General features: G+C 73.8%; 18 protein-coding genes and 1 riboswitch. Of the genes, 7 read left to right on the plus strand and 11 right to left on the minus strand.

Going from position 1 to position 16,763, the window contains the following annotated elements; translation table 11 throughout:
* Positions 1-141 precede the first annotated feature (141 nt).
* The 5 genes from BLU95_RS03995 to BLU95_RS04015 all read left to right on the plus strand — a co-directional run bounded on the left by BLU95_RS03995 (position 142) and on the right by BLU95_RS04015 (position 5,176).
* Complete coding sequence (locus tag BLU95_RS03995) at positions 142-1,125, plus strand: helix-turn-helix domain-containing protein (RefSeq protein WP_173862002.1); 984 nt, start codon at positions 142-144, stop codon at positions 1,123-1,125.
* Between the two features lie 131 nt (positions 1,126-1,256).
* Positions 1,257-1,460, plus strand: a riboswitch (cobalamin riboswitch).
* 194 nt (positions 1,461-1,654) lie between these two features.
* Positions 1,655-2,545 (plus strand): ABC transporter substrate-binding protein, encoded by an 891-nt coding sequence (locus BLU95_RS04000; RefSeq protein ID WP_197698709.1) that lies wholly within the window; start codon positions 1,655-1,657, stop codon positions 2,543-2,545.
* Positions 2,542-3,621: a FecCD family ABC transporter permease gene (locus BLU95_RS04005; RefSeq protein ID WP_093858721.1), complete on the plus strand. Its 1,080-nt coding sequence runs from the start codon at positions 2,542-2,544 to the stop codon at positions 3,619-3,621. Before BLU95_RS04000 ends, BLU95_RS04005 begins: the two co-directional genes overlap by 4 nt.
* Positions 3,618-4,436, plus strand: a complete 819-nt coding sequence (locus tag BLU95_RS04010; RefSeq protein ID WP_197698710.1) for an ABC transporter ATP-binding protein — start codon at positions 3,618-3,620, stop codon at positions 4,434-4,436. The genes BLU95_RS04005 and BLU95_RS04010 overlap by 4 nt, the downstream gene beginning before the upstream one ends.
* Positions 4,433-5,176 (plus strand): (2Fe-2S) ferredoxin domain-containing protein, encoded by a 744-nt coding sequence (locus BLU95_RS04015; protein WP_197698711.1) that lies wholly within the window; start codon positions 4,433-4,435, stop codon positions 5,174-5,176. Before BLU95_RS04010 ends, BLU95_RS04015 begins: the two co-directional genes overlap by 4 nt.
* Before the next feature lie 92 nt (positions 5,177-5,268).
* Here BLU95_RS04015 and BLU95_RS04020 read toward each other — a convergent pair whose 3' ends face one another.
* From BLU95_RS04020 to BLU95_RS04035, 4 genes are read right to left on the minus strand one after another with little or no spacing between them, the layout of a single operon-like run.
* Positions 5,269-5,757, minus strand: a complete 489-nt coding sequence (locus BLU95_RS04020) for an isochorismatase family protein (RefSeq protein ID WP_093858722.1) — start codon at positions 5,755-5,757, stop codon at positions 5,269-5,271.
* A 48-nt stretch (positions 5,758-5,805) separates the two neighbouring features.
* A complete protein-coding gene (locus BLU95_RS04025; protein ID WP_093858723.1) occupies positions 5,806-7,221 on the minus strand; it encodes a multidrug effflux MFS transporter in 1,416 nt (471 codons plus the stop codon).
* A gap of 3 nt (positions 7,222-7,224) precedes the next feature.
* Entirely contained in the window at positions 7,225-7,869 is a 645-nt protein-coding gene (locus BLU95_RS04030) for an NAD(P)-dependent oxidoreductase (RefSeq protein ID WP_093858724.1), read from the minus strand.
* Between the two features lie 23 nt (positions 7,870-7,892).
* Positions 7,893-8,645, minus strand: coding sequence for an MBL fold metallo-hydrolase (locus BLU95_RS04035; RefSeq protein WP_093858725.1), 753 nt, complete (start codon positions 8,643-8,645; stop codon positions 7,893-7,895).
* 81 nt (positions 8,646-8,726) lie between these two features.
* Between BLU95_RS04035 and BLU95_RS04040 the strand changes: the two genes are divergently transcribed.
* Together BLU95_RS04040 and BLU95_RS04045 are read left to right on the plus strand one after the other, a co-directional pair.
* Positions 8,727-9,356: a winged helix-turn-helix transcriptional regulator gene (locus tag BLU95_RS04040; RefSeq protein ID WP_093858726.1), complete on the plus strand. Its 630-nt coding sequence runs from the start codon at positions 8,727-8,729 to the stop codon at positions 9,354-9,356.
* Between the two features lie 106 nt (positions 9,357-9,462).
* Positions 9,463-9,951, plus strand: coding sequence for a recombinase family protein (locus BLU95_RS04045; protein ID WP_197698712.1), 489 nt, complete (start codon positions 9,463-9,465; stop codon positions 9,949-9,951).
* 182 nt (positions 9,952-10,133) lie between these two features.
* Here the strand turns inward: BLU95_RS04045 and BLU95_RS04050 are convergent, their stop codons facing one another.
* The 7 genes from BLU95_RS04050 to BLU95_RS04085 form a co-directional block, all read right to left on the minus strand.
* Positions 10,134-10,718, minus strand: a complete 585-nt coding sequence (locus tag BLU95_RS04050) for a PASTA domain-containing protein (RefSeq protein ID WP_093858728.1) — start codon at positions 10,716-10,718, stop codon at positions 10,134-10,136.
* Positions 10,715-11,263, minus strand: a complete 549-nt coding sequence (locus BLU95_RS04055; RefSeq protein WP_093858729.1) for a SigE family RNA polymerase sigma factor — start codon at positions 11,261-11,263, stop codon at positions 10,715-10,717. Before BLU95_RS04055 ends, BLU95_RS04050 begins: the two co-directional genes overlap by 4 nt.
* 1,402 nt (positions 11,264-12,665) lie before the next feature.
* Positions 12,666-13,628, minus strand: coding sequence for a pirin family protein (locus BLU95_RS04065; RefSeq protein ID WP_093858731.1), 963 nt, complete (start codon positions 13,626-13,628; stop codon positions 12,666-12,668).
* Positions 13,621-14,106: an OsmC family protein gene (locus BLU95_RS04070; RefSeq protein WP_197698713.1), complete on the minus strand. Its 486-nt coding sequence runs from the start codon at positions 14,104-14,106 to the stop codon at positions 13,621-13,623. Before BLU95_RS04070 ends, BLU95_RS04065 begins: the two co-directional genes overlap by 8 nt.
* Positions 14,103-14,414 (minus strand): GNAT family N-acetyltransferase, encoded by a 312-nt coding sequence (locus BLU95_RS04075; RefSeq protein ID WP_093858732.1) that lies wholly within the window; start codon positions 14,412-14,414, stop codon positions 14,103-14,105. Before BLU95_RS04075 ends, BLU95_RS04070 begins: the two co-directional genes overlap by 4 nt.
* A gap of 154 nt (positions 14,415-14,568) precedes the next feature.
* A complete protein-coding gene (locus BLU95_RS44930) occupies positions 14,569-15,276 on the minus strand; it encodes a hypothetical protein (protein WP_107452466.1) in 708 nt (235 codons plus the stop codon).
* A 107-nt stretch (positions 15,277-15,383) separates the two neighbouring features.
* Entirely contained in the window at positions 15,384-16,604 is a 1,221-nt protein-coding gene (locus BLU95_RS04085; protein ID WP_197698714.1) for an MFS transporter, read from the minus strand.
* Positions 16,605-16,763 lie beyond the last annotated feature (159 nt).

Below are 16,763 nucleotides of genomic sequence, written 5' to 3' on the forward strand. Positions count from 1 at the left end.
CTTCACTACCGGACCGCGTTCACCCGCCGAGGAGCCCCGGCAGCCCCCGGACCGTACTGCGGGGCGGCGCTTCCGGGAGTGCCACCGGTGCCAGTGGCACTGATCGGCCACCCGGCCCGGTGGTCCTCGATAATGCGGTGCATGGCGAATGCGAAACTGGGCGAGGCCCTGCGGATGCTGGGGATCGGCTCCGCAGCCGGCCGCGTGTACCTGTCGCTCCTCGAGCTGGCCCCCGCCCCGCTCACCGAGATCGGCGAAGCGACCGGGCTCGCCGGTGCCGAGTTCGCCGCGGCGTACGGGGAGCTGGTCGACGCCGGGCTGGCCGACGCCGCCACCGAGGGCACGGACGTGGTGGCGCCGGTGCCTCCCGCCGCGGGGCTCGAGATCCTCGCGCGGCACCGGGCGGCCGAACTCGAAGGGTCGCGCATCGCCGTGGGCGGGGCGTTCGAGTCGTTCCGCCGCCGGCGGCTCACGGTGCACAACGACAACCTCGTCGAAGTGGTGACCGGCGACGCCGTCGGCCCGCGACTGCGCCAGGCGTGGGCCAGCGCCCGCGAGCAGATCCGTCAGCTCGAATCCCCGCCCTACTTCCCCCAGGGCGAAGCCGTCGAGGACGCGCTGGCGACCCTCGCCCGCGGTGTGACGCAGCGGGTCGTCTACTCGAAGGCGTCACTGGAGATGCCCGGGCGGCTGGAGTCGGCCATCGAACCGTGCGTCGAGGCCGGCGAGCTGGCCCGGGTGGCGCCGACGGTACCGGTCAAGCTGGTGATCATCGATGAGGCGTACGCACTGGTGTCCCTGTCGATCAGGGAGACGGACGTGCACAACACCATGCTGGTGGTGCAGCCGTGCGGCCTGCTCTCCGCACTCCTCGCACTCTTCGAGCAGACCTGGCAGCAGGCGCTCCCCTTCCACGGCCGCGCCACCCGCCCGGCCGGCCTGCTGCCGGCCGACCGCCGCCTGCTCCGCCTCCTCGCCGGCGGTGCGAGCGACGAGGTCATCGCCCGCGAACTGGGCATCAGCCGCCGCACCTTCTTCCGCCGGCTCCAGACCCTGATGGCCCGTCTGGGCGCCGAGAACCGCTTCCAGATGGCCCTCCAGGCGCAGCGCTCCGGCTGGCTGTAGCTCCCGCCCGCCGGCGCACCCGCCCCCACCGGCCGCGGACCGACGGCAGACCGGCCTCGGACCCGCCGCGAGGTCGGACGCGGGTCGGACGCAAGGTCGGACGCGGGTCGACAGCGCCCTGACCAAGCCTGATACCTTTCGATCGCCGTGGTGTTCGGGAAACCGGTCGAAGTCCGGTGCGGCCCTCGCCACTGTTGCCGCGGAGTACCGCGGCCCTCGCTGACCGGCTTCCCCCGCGGTCAGGACCACTGGGCGGCCGGACGAGCCACCCGGGAAGGTCGGCCGCGGCACGTCGATGCGGAAGCCAGGAGACCGGCCACGGCACGACATGTTCCACGAGGGTCTTGGAGAACACGTGCCCAGCGGTCTGCTGCATCCGTTCCGTTCCATATGTTCCGTTCGTCCTACTCTTCCCGCACGCATCGCACGCCCGCCACGTGCCGGGCGAGCGGCCGCCGCCGTCCTGCTCGTCGGCGTGCTCGGAGGGTGCGCCGGCGCCCCCGCTCCCGCCGCGTCCGGCGGCTCGACCGTGAGTGGCGCGCCGGTCGACCTGGACAACTGCGGGACCACCGTGTCGGTCGGTACGCCGCCCGAACGGCTGGTGACGCTCAACCAGGGTGCCACCCAGGTGGCCCTGGCCCTCGGCCTGGAGTCCCGGATGGCCGGTACCGCCTACCTCGACGACGCCGTCCCGGAGAAGTGGAAGGCGGCCTACGACTCCGTCCCGGTGCTCTCCAAGGAGTACCCGACGAAGGAGAAGCTCCTCGCGTCCCGCCCCGACTTCCTGTACGCCTCCTACGCCAGCGCCTTCACCGACAAGGCCGTGGGCTCCCGGGAGGAACTGCGCGGCCAGGGCATCCCGTCGTACGTGTCCCCGTTCGGCTGCTCGGACAAGAGCAAGGTCGCGCCGACGACCTGGCAGGCGATGTGGGGCGAACTGAACGACGTCGCCAAGGTCTTCGGCGTCACGGAGCGGGCCACCGCGATCCAGCGGGGGCAGGAGCAGCAGCTGGCACAGCTCGGGGCGACGGCCGCCGGCAAGGGCCTGAAGGTCCTGTGGTTCGACTCGGACACCAAGACGCCGTTCGTCGGCGCCGGTCACGGCGGGCCCCAGCTGGTGCTCGACGCCGTGGGCGCCGCCAACGTCTTCGGGGACCTGCCCGGCGGCTGGCAGAACGTGAGCTGGGAGAAGGTCGTCGCCGCGGACCCGGACGCCGTCGTGATCGCGGACGCCGACTGGGACACCGCCCAGTCCAAGATCGACTACTTGCAGGGCGACCCGGTGCTGAGCAAGCTCACCGCCGTGCAGCGCAAGGCCTTCGTGGTGGTGCCGTTCTCCGAGTCGACCCCCGGTGTGCTGCTCGCCGACGGCGCCGCCCGGGTGTCCGCGGGACTGAGCCGGCTGCACCAGGGTTCATGAGCACCGCGCCCCACCCCGTCGCGCGGCCCGCCGGCCGGGGCCGCGCGACGGCGGCCCTGACCGTCGGCGCGGCCCTGCTGCTGGCCACCGTGCTGCTCGGCCTGGCCGTGGGCTCGCAGCACGAGCCGGTCCCGACCGTGATCGACGTCGTGATGCGCCGGCTCGGGCTCGGCAGCCCGGACGTGACGCTGCTGGACGACCGGATCGTCTGGCAACTGCGACTCCCCCGGGTGCTGGGAGCGGCTGCCACCGGCGCCGGGCTGGCGGTCTGCGGCGCGGTGCTGCAGACGCTGACCGGGAACGACCTGGCCGATCCCTTCCTGCTCGGGATCTCGGACGGAGCCGCCGCCGGCGCGGTCACCGTGATCGTCCTCGGCGTCGGCGTGACCGGTGCCGTGGGCACCGGCGCGGTGGCGACGGCGGCCTTCGCCGGCGCCCTGCTCGCCGCCACCGCCGTCCTGGCACTGGCCGGCGCCCGCAACCGGTCGCTGCCGACCACCCGGACCGTGCTCGCCGGCATCGCGGTGGGACAGATGTGCGGGGCCTTCACCTCGTTCGTCGTGATGGTCCTCGGGGACCGCAACGCGGCGCGCGGCGTCATGGAGTGGACACTGGGCTCCGTCGCCGGCGTGCGGTGGCCCACCGCCGTCTTCCTGACCGCGGTCGCGCTGATCGGCGTGACGGTCCTGACCTCCTCGGCCCGCGACCTGGACGCCTTCGCCTTCGGCGAGACCTCCGCCCGCTCCCTCGGCGTCCACGTGGAACGCACCCGCTGGCTCCTCGTCGCCACCGCCGCCCTGGTGACCGCGTGCCTGGTCGCCAACACCGGCGTCATCGGCTTCCTCGGCCTGGTCGTACCGCACGTGGTCCGTCTCGCCTGCGGACCGCGCCACGCGCTGCTGCTGCCCGTGTCGGCGCTGGTGGGCGCGTCCCTCCTGGTGGGCAGCGACATCGTGGCGCGCTCGATCCTCCCCGATCGGGAGATCCCCGTCGGCGTCGTCACGGCCGGGCTCGGAGCGCCCTTCTTCGCCTGGCTGCTGTGGCGCCAGGGGCGGGCCGACGGGAGCGCCCTGTGACCGCGACGCCCCCCGTCGAGCTGCGCGTGGAGGGACTTCGTGTGCGCGTCGGCGCGGCCACGCTGCTGGACGGGATCTCGCTCGTGTTCGGCCCCGGCCGGATCACGGGCCTGCTCGGGCCCAACGGCGCCGGGAAGACCACCCTGCTCCGCACGGTCGCCGGGCTGATCCGGCCGACCGCGGGGCGGGTCCTCCTGGACGGAACCGACCTCCACACGCTCACGGCCCGCCGACGCGCCCGGCAGGTGGCCTTCATGGAGCAGCAGGCGGACACCCGACTCCCGCTGACGGCCCGCCAGGTCGTCGAGCTCGGACGCACACCGCACCGCGGCCGCTGGCCCGTACCGGCGAACGCCGCCGCCGACGCCCACGAGAAGTCCGTTCTCGCCGGCGCCGTCGCCGCCGCCGACGTCGGCCACCTGCTCGACCGGCCCTGGCCGACGCTGTCGGGCGGCGAGCGACAGCGTGTCCAGCTCGCGCGGGCGCTGGTGCAGGAGCCCGGCGTGCTCCTGCTCGACGAGCCCACCAACCACCTCGACCTGCGCCACCAGCTCGGCTTCCTGGAAACCGTCCGCGGACTGGGCATCACCACGGTCGCCGCGCTGCACGACCTCGAACTCGCCGCCGCCTACTGCGACGAGGTCGTCGTCCTGCTCGACGGCCGACTCTTCGCCCACGGGCCCGTCGCCGAGGTGCTCACCTCCCCCACGATCGCCCGGGTCTACGACGTCGACGTCACCGTGGAGCGGCACCCCCGGCACGACAGACCGCACATCCGGTGGAACGGACTGCTCCCCGAAAGGACGACCCCATGACTTCTCCTGCCCAGGACGGCGCCGCCCACGGCAGTGCCGTGCTCCTGGTCGGCATGTCGATCGGGGAAGTCGTCCGCCGTGACGAACTCCTCCGGACGGCGGCCTCGCAGCGGGCCTCGATCGCCTTTCTGCAACAGGGGGACCCGTCCCTGTCGGCCGAGCTGACCAGGCTGGCCGACGCGGGCACCGGGACCGTGGTCGTGATCGGTGTCCGCCTGGCGGCCTCCGGCCCGGCCCATTCCTGGCTGCGGCGGATCGCCGCGCACTGGTGGCGCGAGCGGGCGGGCCACCGTCCCGAACTCCTCGTCGCGACCCGCCTCGCCGATTCGCCGGACGCGGTCACCGCGGTGTCCTCGGTGACGAAGGCCATCACCGGCACCGAGCCCGGCCTCACGTCCGCGGCCTGGGAGGAGGTCCCCGGGCACCGGCACCAGGTCATGGTGTGCCGCGGCCCGCGCTGCACGGCCGTCGGCGCCGAGGCGGTCCAGCGGGAGCTGGTGCGGAAGCTGGCCGAGCTGGGCCTCGGCGACGACGACGTGCTGCTCACCCTGACGGGGTGCCAGTTCCCCTGCAACCAGGCTCCCGTCGTCAGCGTGCAGCCGGACGACGTCTGGTACGGGAGGATCGACCCGGCTGCCGCCGACCGCGTCGTCACCGAGCACCTCGCCGGCGGACGACCGGTCGAGTCCCACCGACTCCCCCGCCACCGGAAGGAGCGGGCGGCCCCCTCCCACGGCTGACCGGGATTCCCCACGGGGCCGGCGGTCGTGCAGGGGACACCGTGGCATCCCGGTGGGTCGGACCCTGTCGGGACCGGCCCACGGGGCCGGCGTCAGCCGTAGTCTGCGGTCTTCCGCACCTCGCCGAAGCGCGGGAAGACCCGCTCCACGGTGAACTCGTGCTCGTCCGCCGCCAGTCCGGACATCGCGTCGGCCACGAACTCCAGTCGGTAGCCGTGGTCCGCCGCGGCCCGTGCGGTGGACTCGACGCCCATCGTGGTGACCAGGCCGGCGATCACCAGGGTGTCCGCACCCAGTTGGCGCAACCGCTCGTCCAGATCGGTCCCGTAGAACGCGCCGATGGTGCGCTTGACCACCACGACGTCGCCGGCGTGCACCAGGCCGTCGGCGAAGCCGCTGCCCGGCGGCTGCTCGGCGACGTTCGGACGCTCCACCCGCACCAGCACCACCGGCCGGCCACTCGCCCGGAACGACTCGGCCAACCCGCGGCAGCGCGCGAGCACTTCGTCACCGGTGTGCGGGGCGAGGGGAAGAGCGACGATGCGCGGCATCAGGTCGACGAGGATCAGTGCGGAGGTCATGGCGACGATCGTAGGGGCCGTTCGGCGCACCGGGAGCCGGGTCACCCGTCAGTCACCCGGTGCGCGATCGGCCCCCGGGGCTCCGGCGGCCCCGGAGGCCGGCGCGCGTCGGGTCAGCGGTCCGCCTGACAGCCGTTGATCTTGGTCAGCGGACCGCGGCTGTTGTCCTCGTGGATCGCCTGCATCTGGACGTCCCCGTAGATCTGGAACAGCTGCTTCGCCGGGTCGGCGGTGGTCGGGTTGCACCTCGGGAATCCGGTGTACCAGTAGATGCTGGCCACCCCGCTCACCGGGCACCGACCGGGTGAGGACGCCGAGTGTGAGCAGAGCGAGTGCCGGCAGCACGGCGACGATGATTCCCATCGGCAGGGCGTCGGTGGCGCCACCCGCGCCGGCCAGCGGAGCAAGTGCCCCGCCGATCATGAACTGGCCGAAGCCGAGCAGAGCGGCGGCCGACCCGGCGTGTCCGCCGTGGTCGGCCAGGGCCTGGGCCGCGGCGTTCGGCATGACGAGGCCCACGCTGGAGACCAGGACGAACAGGCCGATCAGGAGTGCGGGCAGGGGTGCCCGTGTCAGCACGGCGCCCAGGACCGTGGTGCCACCGGCTGTCGCGCCCAGCAGACCGGCGAGCAGCAGCACGCGGGCGCCGGCCCGGGCCACCAGCTGGCCGCTGATCCGGGCGGCCGCAATGAGTCCGGCGGCGTTGACGGCGAACACGGCGCTGTACTGCTGCGGTGACAGGCCGTGGATTTCCTGCAGGACGAACGGCGAGCCGGAGATGTAGGCGAACATCGCCGCGAAGACCAGGCCGTTGGCCAGGACGTACCCGGTGAAGACCCGGTCGCCGAGCAGCTGCCCGACGACAGCCGGCAGCGGCTGGCGTGCCGCGGAGGACCGGGTCTCCGGCAGTCCTGCAGCGGAGGCCGCCAGCATCACGGCGCCGAGTACGGCCAGGGCCACGAAGATTCCAGGCCAGGCCGTGACGCGCAGTAGCTGGCCGCCGAGGACCGGCGCGAACACCGGCGCCAGGCCGGTGATCAAGGTCAGTGCGGAGAAGACACGTGCGGTGCGGGTTCCGGAGGTGCGGTCGCGGACCATGGCGTTGGCGATGACGATGCCGAACGCCCCGCCGATGCCCTGGACCAGGCGCAGGCCGACGAAGGTCCGGACGTCGGGCGCCACCGCGCAGAGCGCGCTGGCGATCGTGTAGAGGGCGAGGCCCGCCAGCAACGGACGCCGCCGGCCGTAGGTGTCGCTCAGCGGCCCGGCGATCAGCTGCCCGACGGCCAGCCCGGCCAGGCAGGCGGTGATGGTGAGCTGGGTGGCCGCGGCGCCGGCGCGCAGGTCGCCGGCGAGGTCCGGCAGTCCGGGCAGGTAGCCGTCGATGGACAGTGGTCCCAGGGCCACGAGCGCTGCGAGCAGGACGATGAATCGGGTCTGCCGGCCGGCGGCGTCGTTGCTCATGGCTCAGTACGCCACGGTGATGCGGCGGCGGATCGCGGTGCCGCTCTCGATCGTGTCGGCCAAGGCGATCGCGTAGTCGGCGTACGAGATGCGGCTGTTGCCGTCGTCGTCGGTGAGCAGGGTGTCCCCGGCGCTGCGGTAGGCCCCGGTCCGCTCGCCCGCTCCGATGACTGCGGCGGGCGACACGTACGTCCAGTCGAGGTCGTGCACGGCGCGGTAGAGGTCGAGCGCTTCGGACTGGGCCTCGGCGTTGGCCTTCCACAGCGCGGGGAAGTCCGGGTCGTCCATGACCCGGGCGCCGGTCGGCGTGCGGAGGCTACCCGCACCGCCGACGGTGACCAGGCGGGTGACGCCGGCTCGGCGGAGTCCGTCGATCAGCGCACGGGCGGCACCGAGGATCGTGGCGCGGTCGTTCTCCTGGCCGATCCGGGGGCCGACGGCCGACAGTACGGCGTCCTGGGAGGCGGCGAGGCCGGCGACCGCGGCGGCGTCCGTGACGTCACCGGTGGTCACGGTCAGGGCCTTGTGCTCGAGTCCGTCGATGTGGCCGGCTCGGGTGACCGCGGTGACGGTGTGGCCGCGACGCAGTAGTTCCTCGGTGGTGGGCCGGCCGATGTTGCCACTGGCACCGAACAGGACGATCTTCATGTGCTGCTCCTTGTTTCTGATGGTCAGAGGACGGACTGGCCGTCGGCGACGATGGCCGCGGTGATGCCGCGCTCGTCGGCGGCGTGCTGGAAGCGCTGCTCGATGTCGGGTTGTTCGGTGTAGAAGGGCGGGTTGTGGAACAGGCCGTAGTGCATGGCGCAGACGGTGCCGGCGCCGAGTGCGACGGCGGCCTCGACGCCCTGCTCGGGGGTCATGGTCGCCGGGACGTTGGCCGCGTAGCCCTCGAAGTGGGCGATGACGCCGTTGACCGGGACGAACGCGACGTCGAACGGGCCGTGGTCGCGGGCGATCTGCCACCAGCTGCCGTGCCACTGGGTGTCGCCGCAGTGGATGACCCGCCGGCCGGCGCCTTCGACGACCCAGGCGACCTGGTCACAGTCGTTGCCGCGCCAGTCCAGCGAGGTCACCGGGGTGACGGTCAGCTCTCCGATGCGGCGTGACCGGCCCAGGTCCTGGGCGACGGGGGTGATGCCCGCCTCGTGCAGCGCCGCCGCGCTCGGGGTGTGGCAGCCGATCGTGCCGGTGGCCGCGATCCGGGCGATCAGGTCGTGGTCGTAGTGGTCGGGGTGCAGGTGGGTGATGAGGGCGTGGGTGCCGGGCGGGGCATCGACCGGGTCGACCGGCCGGTGCGGCGGCCCCATCACCGGCGCCAGCGGAGCGACGTTCTCGAGCGGGTCGATCAGCAGGCGGGTGTCGCCGAGACGGATCTCGACGCCGGCCCAGGACAGCCGACGCACGGAAAGGGTGGAGGTCATGGGCAGTGACGCTAGACCGGCGTTGTTGAGAAAGTCAACAAGAGAGTTTTGAATCTCAACACCACGAGGTAGGGTGGTGGCATGCGCACCTACGGGCAGTACTGCGGCATCGCGAAAGCACTGGACACCATCGGCGACCGATGGACCCTGCTGATCGTCCGTGAACTGCTCGCCCTGGGTCCTTGCCGGCACACCGACCTGCGCAACGGGCTGCCCGGGATCGCCAGCAACCTGCTGGTCGACCGGCTCCGCGAACTCGAGGAAGCCGGCCTGATCCACCGCGAGCCCGCGCCGCCGCCGGTGGCCACCACCCTGTTCTCCCTCACCGAGCGTGGCCGCGCGCTGGAGCCGGTGCTGCAGGAGCTGAGCCGGTGGGGCGTGCCGCTGTTGCGTGAGCCGGGCGGCAACGACACCTTCCGCACCCACTGGCTGGACGTGCCCGCCCGGGCACTGACCGACCACCGCCCCGACCAGCCGGCAATCGCCCTGCAACTGCACGCCGACGGCAGCGAGGACCTGGTCATCGAGGTCAAGGACGGCTCGGTGCACACACACGCCGGCCGGGTCGACCACCCCACCGCGTCCCTGACCGGACCGCCGCACCTGCTGGCTGCGACTCTGCTCGGCGACCTCGATCTGAGCGCCGCAGTACAGCAAGGCCTGCGGCTCAGCGGCGAACGCGAGGCAGTAATGCGCATCCTGCCCCGCTGATCGACCGGCCGCTCGCGGGCCTGCGATCCCAAGCCCTACCGAGTCTGCGCGGTCTCAAAAACGGTCAGTTGCGAGAGTTCTGCAAGGCCCCCGGACCGTGTCCGGTTTGCCCGAATCTCCGTTCGCAGAACATCTCTCGGACGGGACGGGCGCGATGTTCTTCGCCGTGCTGGCCGCCGCCGCCCGGATCGAGCGCAACTACATCCGGGAGAAGACGCTGGAGGGCCAGCAGACCGCCGCGGCCAAGGGCAACCACGGCGGCCGGCCCAAGGCCATCGACGACGACATGCCGACCTTCGCCCTCGCCCTCAAGGCCAAGGGCGTCCCGGTGCCGGACATCGCCGGGAAGCCGGTCGTCAAGACCGGCAAGAACGCCGGGAAGAATCCCTCGGTGGCCTCCGTCCACCGGGCACTGGCCGAGGCCGAGGAAGCCGCCGCGGCCCAGGCCGACGACGACCCGCCCCTGCGGCCCACACCCGTCCGGCTCCACCGGCCCGGCGACCCGCTCACCGCCGAGGACCTTCAGCTGCGCGAGCGCCTGGTCGCCCAGCGCGCCGAACTCACCGCCGCCGACCGCGAGGAGGTCTCCCGGTGATCCCAGCCCGCACCGGACGAAGGGCGGCGCGCTGCTGCTCGCAGCCGAGGAACCCGGGCGGTCCGGCCCGTCCGGTACATGGGCCGACAACCCGGAGCCGCCGTTCCCCCGCTCCGGGTGGCTCCCCTGCCCGGCAGGACGGGGCGCCGTCCGCCGGTGCGCGGGCCGAAGGGCCCGGTCGCTCAGGTTCCGCCGGGTTTGCCCGTCGAGACCAGCAGGAGGACGGACGAGCCCGGTGCCACCGGTCCTGCGCCGCCCCGGGGGGCACTGCTGATCACCTGCCCGGCAGGAGCGTTCCAGTCCGTGTGCCGCATGATCGTGCAGCTCAGTCCGAGTCCGCGCAGCAGGCTTCCGGCCTGTTCGACCGGCATGCCGGCCAGGTCCGGCAGCGCGACGCCCGCTCCCGCGGTCTGCTCCTGCTCCTGCTCCTGTGTCGGAGTCGCATCGGCGCTTCCGCCCTTGGGGGTGCCGGTGGCGAGCAGGGTGCACGCCCCGTTCGCCGATGGGGGCAGGGACAGGGAGGCGCCGGGCGCGGGCGGTACAGGCTTCAGCGCGAAGAACCCCACCGTGGCGCACGCCAGCACGCAGCACGCCGCAGCGGTGCCGAGGAGCGCCCGGCGGGTGCGGCTGCGGCCGACGACTCGCTCGATCGCGGCCGCGTCGACGACCGGCGCCGTCGGCCCGTCGGCGAAGGAGGCCACCGCGGCACGCAGCTCGGCTTCGAGGCCCGGATCGAACGGGGCGGGTCCGGACGACGTGTTCCTCACTTCGTACCTCCGAAAGCGGCCGACGGGGTGTGCGGCGCCCGGGCGCCCGATACGGAATCGCGCAGCTTGGCCAGGCCGCGGGCGAGCTGGGACCTCACCGCACTCGAAGAGATGTCCAGGACATCGGCGACCTGCCGGGCGTCCAGATCGTGCAGGTAGTACAGGACCACCACGCTGCGCATGCCCATCGGCAGCCCGAGCAGTGCCTCGATCAGTTCCGCGCGCAGATCCACCTGCCCGAACCGGTCCCGGGGGTCGGCCGTCTCGGGCACCCCCGACAGCCCGGGGCGCTCGCCCAGGCGCGACAGCCGCCGCCAGCGGTCGTTGGCCAGGTTGACCAGCACCTTGCGCACGTACGCCTCCGGCGAGTCCGCCACCGCGACCTTCCGCCACTGTCGGCACGCCCGCTCCAGCGCCTCCTGCACCAGATCCTCGGCCACGTGCACGTCACCGGTCAGCGCATACGCGGTGCGGAACAACGCTCCCGACCGCTGTGCGACGAACTCCGTGAATCCGTTGCCCGGACCGCTCCTGCGAAACCTCACCCGCCGACCTCCTCTCCTCGTCCCGTCCCGATCACTGCCCCTATGACGGCGGAACGGGGACGGGTGCTGCACCGGGCCGCCGGCAGTGACGTGAATCACAGCCGGGACGGAAGGGTGTCCCAGGACCTCGCGCCGCTGCCGCCCGGAGTGGGGCGGTGCCCGGCGTCCCGCACGGGCGGAGCGGAAGCGGGCTCGGGCTCCGACCGGCCGCCCGTCGTCACGGAACGCGGGCCGGCCCTCTCCCGGGAGGCGAGCCGGCGAGTCCGGCCGTCCGGGGGTTCAGTCCTCCGGGATGCCCGGCCCGCGCCTGCTCCCGTCGCACGACCTGCTCGTCGGGATGGACCGGCCCAAGGGCTGCGACACTTCGCCCACTGGCACCAGCTCCGCAAGCTGCGCGTCAAGGCCGACACCGGCCCGCTGAGCGTCGGCACCGCCAGCCGACCACCCAGGCCGGCGCCTTCCTCACCTGGCTCACCCACCGAGGCAGCACGCCGGCAACGGCAACCCAAGCCGATCCCGACGCCTGGCACACCGAGAACTACGCCACCCGCCGTGCGGCGCAACCCTTCCTGTGCTGGTGCATGGACACGCAGCGCATGCCGCGCCTGGCCATCCCCTACCGGGCGACGGCCAACCCACTACCGCTGGCCGCACCAGCGGTTGACCGCCCTCCGTTGCGTCCTCGGCAACGAAACCGCGCCGCTGAGGGCCCGGGTCGCCGCCAGTCTCGTCCTGCTGTTCGCCCAGCCCCTCACCCGCGTCGTCCGCCTGACGACCGGCGACGTCCTGGACGACGGGCAGGTCGTGGAGCCGATGGGCCGGGCGCATCACGTCGTGGGCCGAGTCCATCACGGTGGCCGGGTGGCAGGGGTGGCGGCCGACTGTTCACACACATCCCGTTCGAGGAAACGAGGGCGTCTCCCGTCCGGATCATGGCAGCGGCTCGATGCGTTGGACCCACGGGCGGGGTGACGCGCCTTGAGGCACGGGTCGTGTCGACGCCGCCCGCACAAACAGCCGCTGGAGGTCATGGCGGCCGGGAACGGCGGCGCCGAGCAGACCCGTCGTGCACCAGCCGGCCTCGACAAGAGGGGCCTACCCCTCAGGTCGCACCCTCGGAGCTGCCCGCCTCCGATTGCGCCACCTCCGAGGGATCGGCCAGCGATGGAATGGTTGAGACCGGTGAAGTGGCGAGGCGTCAGGAAAGTCAGCAATTGGTCAGCATTGATCCGACCAACGCTCTCACAGACGCTCACACCTGAGAATTCGGAGGCCTCCGCCCGGGGCGCCGAGACCACACTCCACGCCACTCGACCACTGACGCACGGCACCCCTCGACAAGTCGTCGCAGCACCAGGGACGACCAGCCCCCCGCAGGCCCGGGCGAGCATATATCCGCAGGTCAGCGCACTCGGCCGCGCGCCTTCAGGGGGATGTCGGGGAGGGCCGGGGCGTGCAGGCGGGCGCCGTCGTAGCCGTGGACCTCGCCGAAGCGGGTGCCGGCCTCCCAGTCGTTGCGGGCCTCGAGGATCTCGGCACCGGACCGGCCGATGAAGTTCCACCACATGACCAGCTTCTCCTCGAAGGGTTCGCCGCCGAGGAGCAGGAGGGTGGCGTCGGTGTCCGCGTGGAGGGGGAGGGTGCGGCGGCCGGTGCCGAGGTAGAGCATGGCGCCGGGGTCGAGGGGGACACCGTCGACGGTGGTGCGGCCGGACATGGTGAGGACGGCGTACTCGAAGTCGGGGTCCAGGGGGAGCCGGAGGTCGGTGCCGTGGGCGAGGGTGAGGTCGGCGCCGACGATCGGGGTGTGGGTGGTGCCGGGGGAGGTGGCGCCGTCGAGGGTGCCGAGGATCACGGTGGCGTGCAGGCCGGGGGCGGTGACGGTGGGCAGGTCGGCGTGGTGCTCGAAGGCGGGTTCGCGGTGGCGGTGGGCGTCGGGGAGGGCGACCCACAGCTGGGCGCCGTGCAGCAGCGGGGCGTGCGGGCGGGGGGACTCCTCGGAGTGGGAGATCGCCCGGCCGGAGGTCATCAGGCCCAGTTCGCGGGGGCGGACGGTCTGCAGGCTGCCGAGGCTGTCGCGGTGCAGCACCTCGCCCGCGTGCAGCCAGCTCACGGTCTGGAGGCCCATGTGGGGGTGCGGGGGCACCTGCATACCGGGCTCGTCCGCGATGTCGTCCGGACCGTAGTGGTCCACGAACGCCCAGGCGCCGACCATGCGGCGGCCGAGGTTCGGGAGGAGGCGGCGCACGACGGTGCTGCCGCCGAGCGCGGCCTCGCGCGGGGCGAGGAGTTCGTGGACGGGGCTGCCCGGGGTCTCTGTGCGGCCGCCGCGGGCGGAGGGGCTGGGGACGTCGGCGTCAGGCATGGTGGGCTCCGTTCGCGGTGCGCGGGGCGGCCGGGACGATGGGGGTGCCGGCGGAGACGGCCCGGGTGACGGGGGTCCGGTCGGCGATGTCGAGCAGACGGGCGCGCTGGGCCTCGTCGAGGTCGCCGATCAGCTCGATCCGGCGGGTGATGCGGACGGCCTTCTCGGGGCCCTTCTCGTAGCCGAGGTGGACCCGCACGGTGGTCAGCGGCCACTGCTTGCGCTGGGCGTACATCCGCAGGGTGATCGCGGTGCAGGAGCCGAGGGCGGAGAGCAGCAGGCCGACCGGGGTGGTGGCGGTGTCGGCGCCGCCGGCCGATTCGGGCTCGTCGGCGGAGAGCCGGTGGCGGCCGGAGCGGATGTCGACGCGGTAGTCGTCGTCGGTGCTGGTCGCGACGGCGGCGGCGGAGCGGACGAAGACGGGTTCGCTGTCCGCCGGTCCGGCGGCCGGACCCGCGCCGGCGGGCTCGGCGCTCACAGGCCGAACCGCTCGTGCTGGGCGGCCGGGACGAGGTCGAGGTAGTCCGGGTGCTTGGTCAGCCAGCCGCGGATGAAGGGGCAGTACGGCAGGACGGCGAGCTCACGGGCGCGGGCGTCGTCGAGCACCGCGCGGGCGAGGATGCCGCCGAGGCCCTGGCCGCCGAAGCGCGGGTCGATCTCGGTGTGGATGAACGCGATCTCGTCGTCGCCGTGGCGGAAGTACTCGGCGAATCCGGCGAGCTCGCCGTCGGCGGTGATCTCGTAACGGGACTTCTCGGGGTTGTCGGCGACGGCGGTCGTCGTCATGGCTTGCTCCTCGGGGGTCGGGCCCTGGCGTCGGAGTTAATTTATCATTCAACTAATGGTGGATCAAGGACCGCCGGAGGGAATCCGGCGGTCGGCGCCCCGGGCGGACGCGCGGCAGGGCTCGAGCGCGGCTCGGATGCGGCTCGAGCGCGGCTCAGGAGAGGGTGACCGGCGGGGGCAGCGGGTGGCAGCCGTCCCAGGACGCCACCTGGCCGGGCGGGCAGGAGGCCGGGCGCGGCGGCAGGGTCGGGACCGGGCGGGGCGGCACCGTCCACTGGCCCGGGTCGGTGCCGTCACCGGGGTCGGCGGGCGGCTTGGGGGGTGCGGGAGGTGCGGGAGGCGCCTTGGGGGGTGCCGGCGCGGGCGCGGCGGGCGGCTCAGGTGCCGCCGGGGGCGCGGGAACGGCCGGGGCGGCGGGCGCGGACTTCGTCGGTGCGGCCGGGCGTGGCGAGGCCGGTGCCGCAGGCCGCGTGGCCGGTCGCTCGGTCGGCGGGGCGGTGGAGGGCGCGGTGGACGGGGCGGCGGAGGGCGCGGTGGACGGCGCGGTGGACGGCGCGATCGGGGTGGCCGTCGGCTCCGGGGCGACCGCGGCGGTCGGGGTCCCCGGCACGGGTGCCGACGGGGTCGGACCCGCGGTGGGATCGGCCGTTGTTTCGGCCGTCGCTTCGACCGTCGGGGAGGCGGCCCGGGTCGGCGAACCGGTCGGGGCCGGATCGCCGGAGTCGGACCCGCTCATCGCCCAGCCACCCGCGCCGACCAGCGTGGCGGCACACAGACCCGCCGCCACACCGATGGCGATCCGTCGCCGCCGCACAGCGCCGTCCCCGCCCGCCCGGTCGTGCTCACGCAACTCGTCCTGCACCGCGCCCGCCCACCCTGTTCGATCGTTGTTCGGAATGCGCGGATGCTAGCAGTGCGTATGCGGCGGTGCGCAGGTGTCCGCCGTACGTGCGCCTCGGCGAGCGCGCGTCAGTCCTGCGGGCACGGGGCAGCGCTGACGCCGGCTCGCCCCTCCTCGGCGCGACGGAAGGTACCGTCCCGCCGCAGGCCCGGCGTGAGCAGCGCGGTAGCCGCCAGCGAGGCGGCGGCGGTCACCGCCATGGCGGCACCGGCCGACATCAGTTCGGCGAAGGCGCCCGCCGCAGCCGCGCCGACCCCCTGCGTCGCCAGCATGCCGGAACCGTGCAGGCCCAGCGCCTGCCCGCTCAGCTCGGGCGGTGTCAGGGCCACCAGCCGTTCCTGGAGCAGCAGCCCCGCCCCGTACCCGACGGTGGCCACCGCGACCAGCGCGACCGCGACCGGCAGGCCCGGCTCCAGCGCGAAGCCCAGGTACGGCGCGGCCAGCAGGACGCACAGCGGGACGGCCGTCCGCGCCCGCCGGTGCGCGGGCAGCACCCGGCCGACGAGCACGTCCCCGACCAGCATGCCCAGCGCCCCGACCGCGAACAGCAGGCCCGCCGCATCCGGGCGGTACGGCACGTAGAGCGCCTCGACACCCACGACCAGCCCGTTCGGCACCCACAGCGCGAGGTACACGCGCCGGCGCGGAGCGGAGGACCAGAGTCGTGCGTTGACCCGCCGGGTCGCGGCGACGGACGGCCGCCCGGCGGCCCGGGGCGGGCGCCGACGCAGTCCGGCGCGCGCCGCACCGGCGGACAGCAGGTGCAGGGCGGCGGCCGTGAGCAGCGCTCCCGACGGCGTGAGGGCGGCCACCAGCGCACCGCCGATCGCGAAGCCGCCGATCTGGACCGGACCGGACGCCAGGCCCAGCGCGGAGCGGCCCAGCAAGTAGCCGTCCCGGCTCAGCAGTTCGTGCAGCAGCCCGTAGCGCACCCCGCCGCCCGCCGCGCCCGCCACCCCGAGGCCGAGCAGCACCGGGACCAGCGCCCGGACCGGCAGACCGGGCACCGCCTGGACGGCCGTACCGAGGGCGAGCAGCACGCCGAGACCGGTCAGCGCGGCACGCGGCGGGAGCCGGTCGGCGGCCGACAGGACCGTGGCCGCGCCGAGCAGTTGGGCGAACGCGGGGCCGAACATGGCGAGCGCCGCCAGCAGCGGGGAGTCCGTCCGGCGGAACACCAGCACGCCGAGTGCGAGTCCGGCGACGGTCTGGGCCGCCGTCTGGGCGGCGGAGAACAGGAACAGCGCGGTGAACTCGCGCTCGCTGAACAGCTCCCGGTAGGTGCGCATGCGGCGGAGTCTCTCCGGCCCGGGCGGCGGGGCGTCAGCTTTTCGCCGACGTGCGAAAGCCGGCGCGCGAGGCCGACGCCCGGAGGCTGTCGCACGGAGGCTGGCGTACGGAGGCTGGCGTACGAAGACTGTCCCGGAGTCGGCCGTGCGGGTGGTGCG

Source organism: Streptomyces sp. TLI_053 (assembly GCF_900105395.1).
In the GTDB taxonomy this organism is placed as follows: domain Bacteria; phylum Actinomycetota; class Actinomycetes; order Streptomycetales; family Streptomycetaceae; genus Kitasatospora.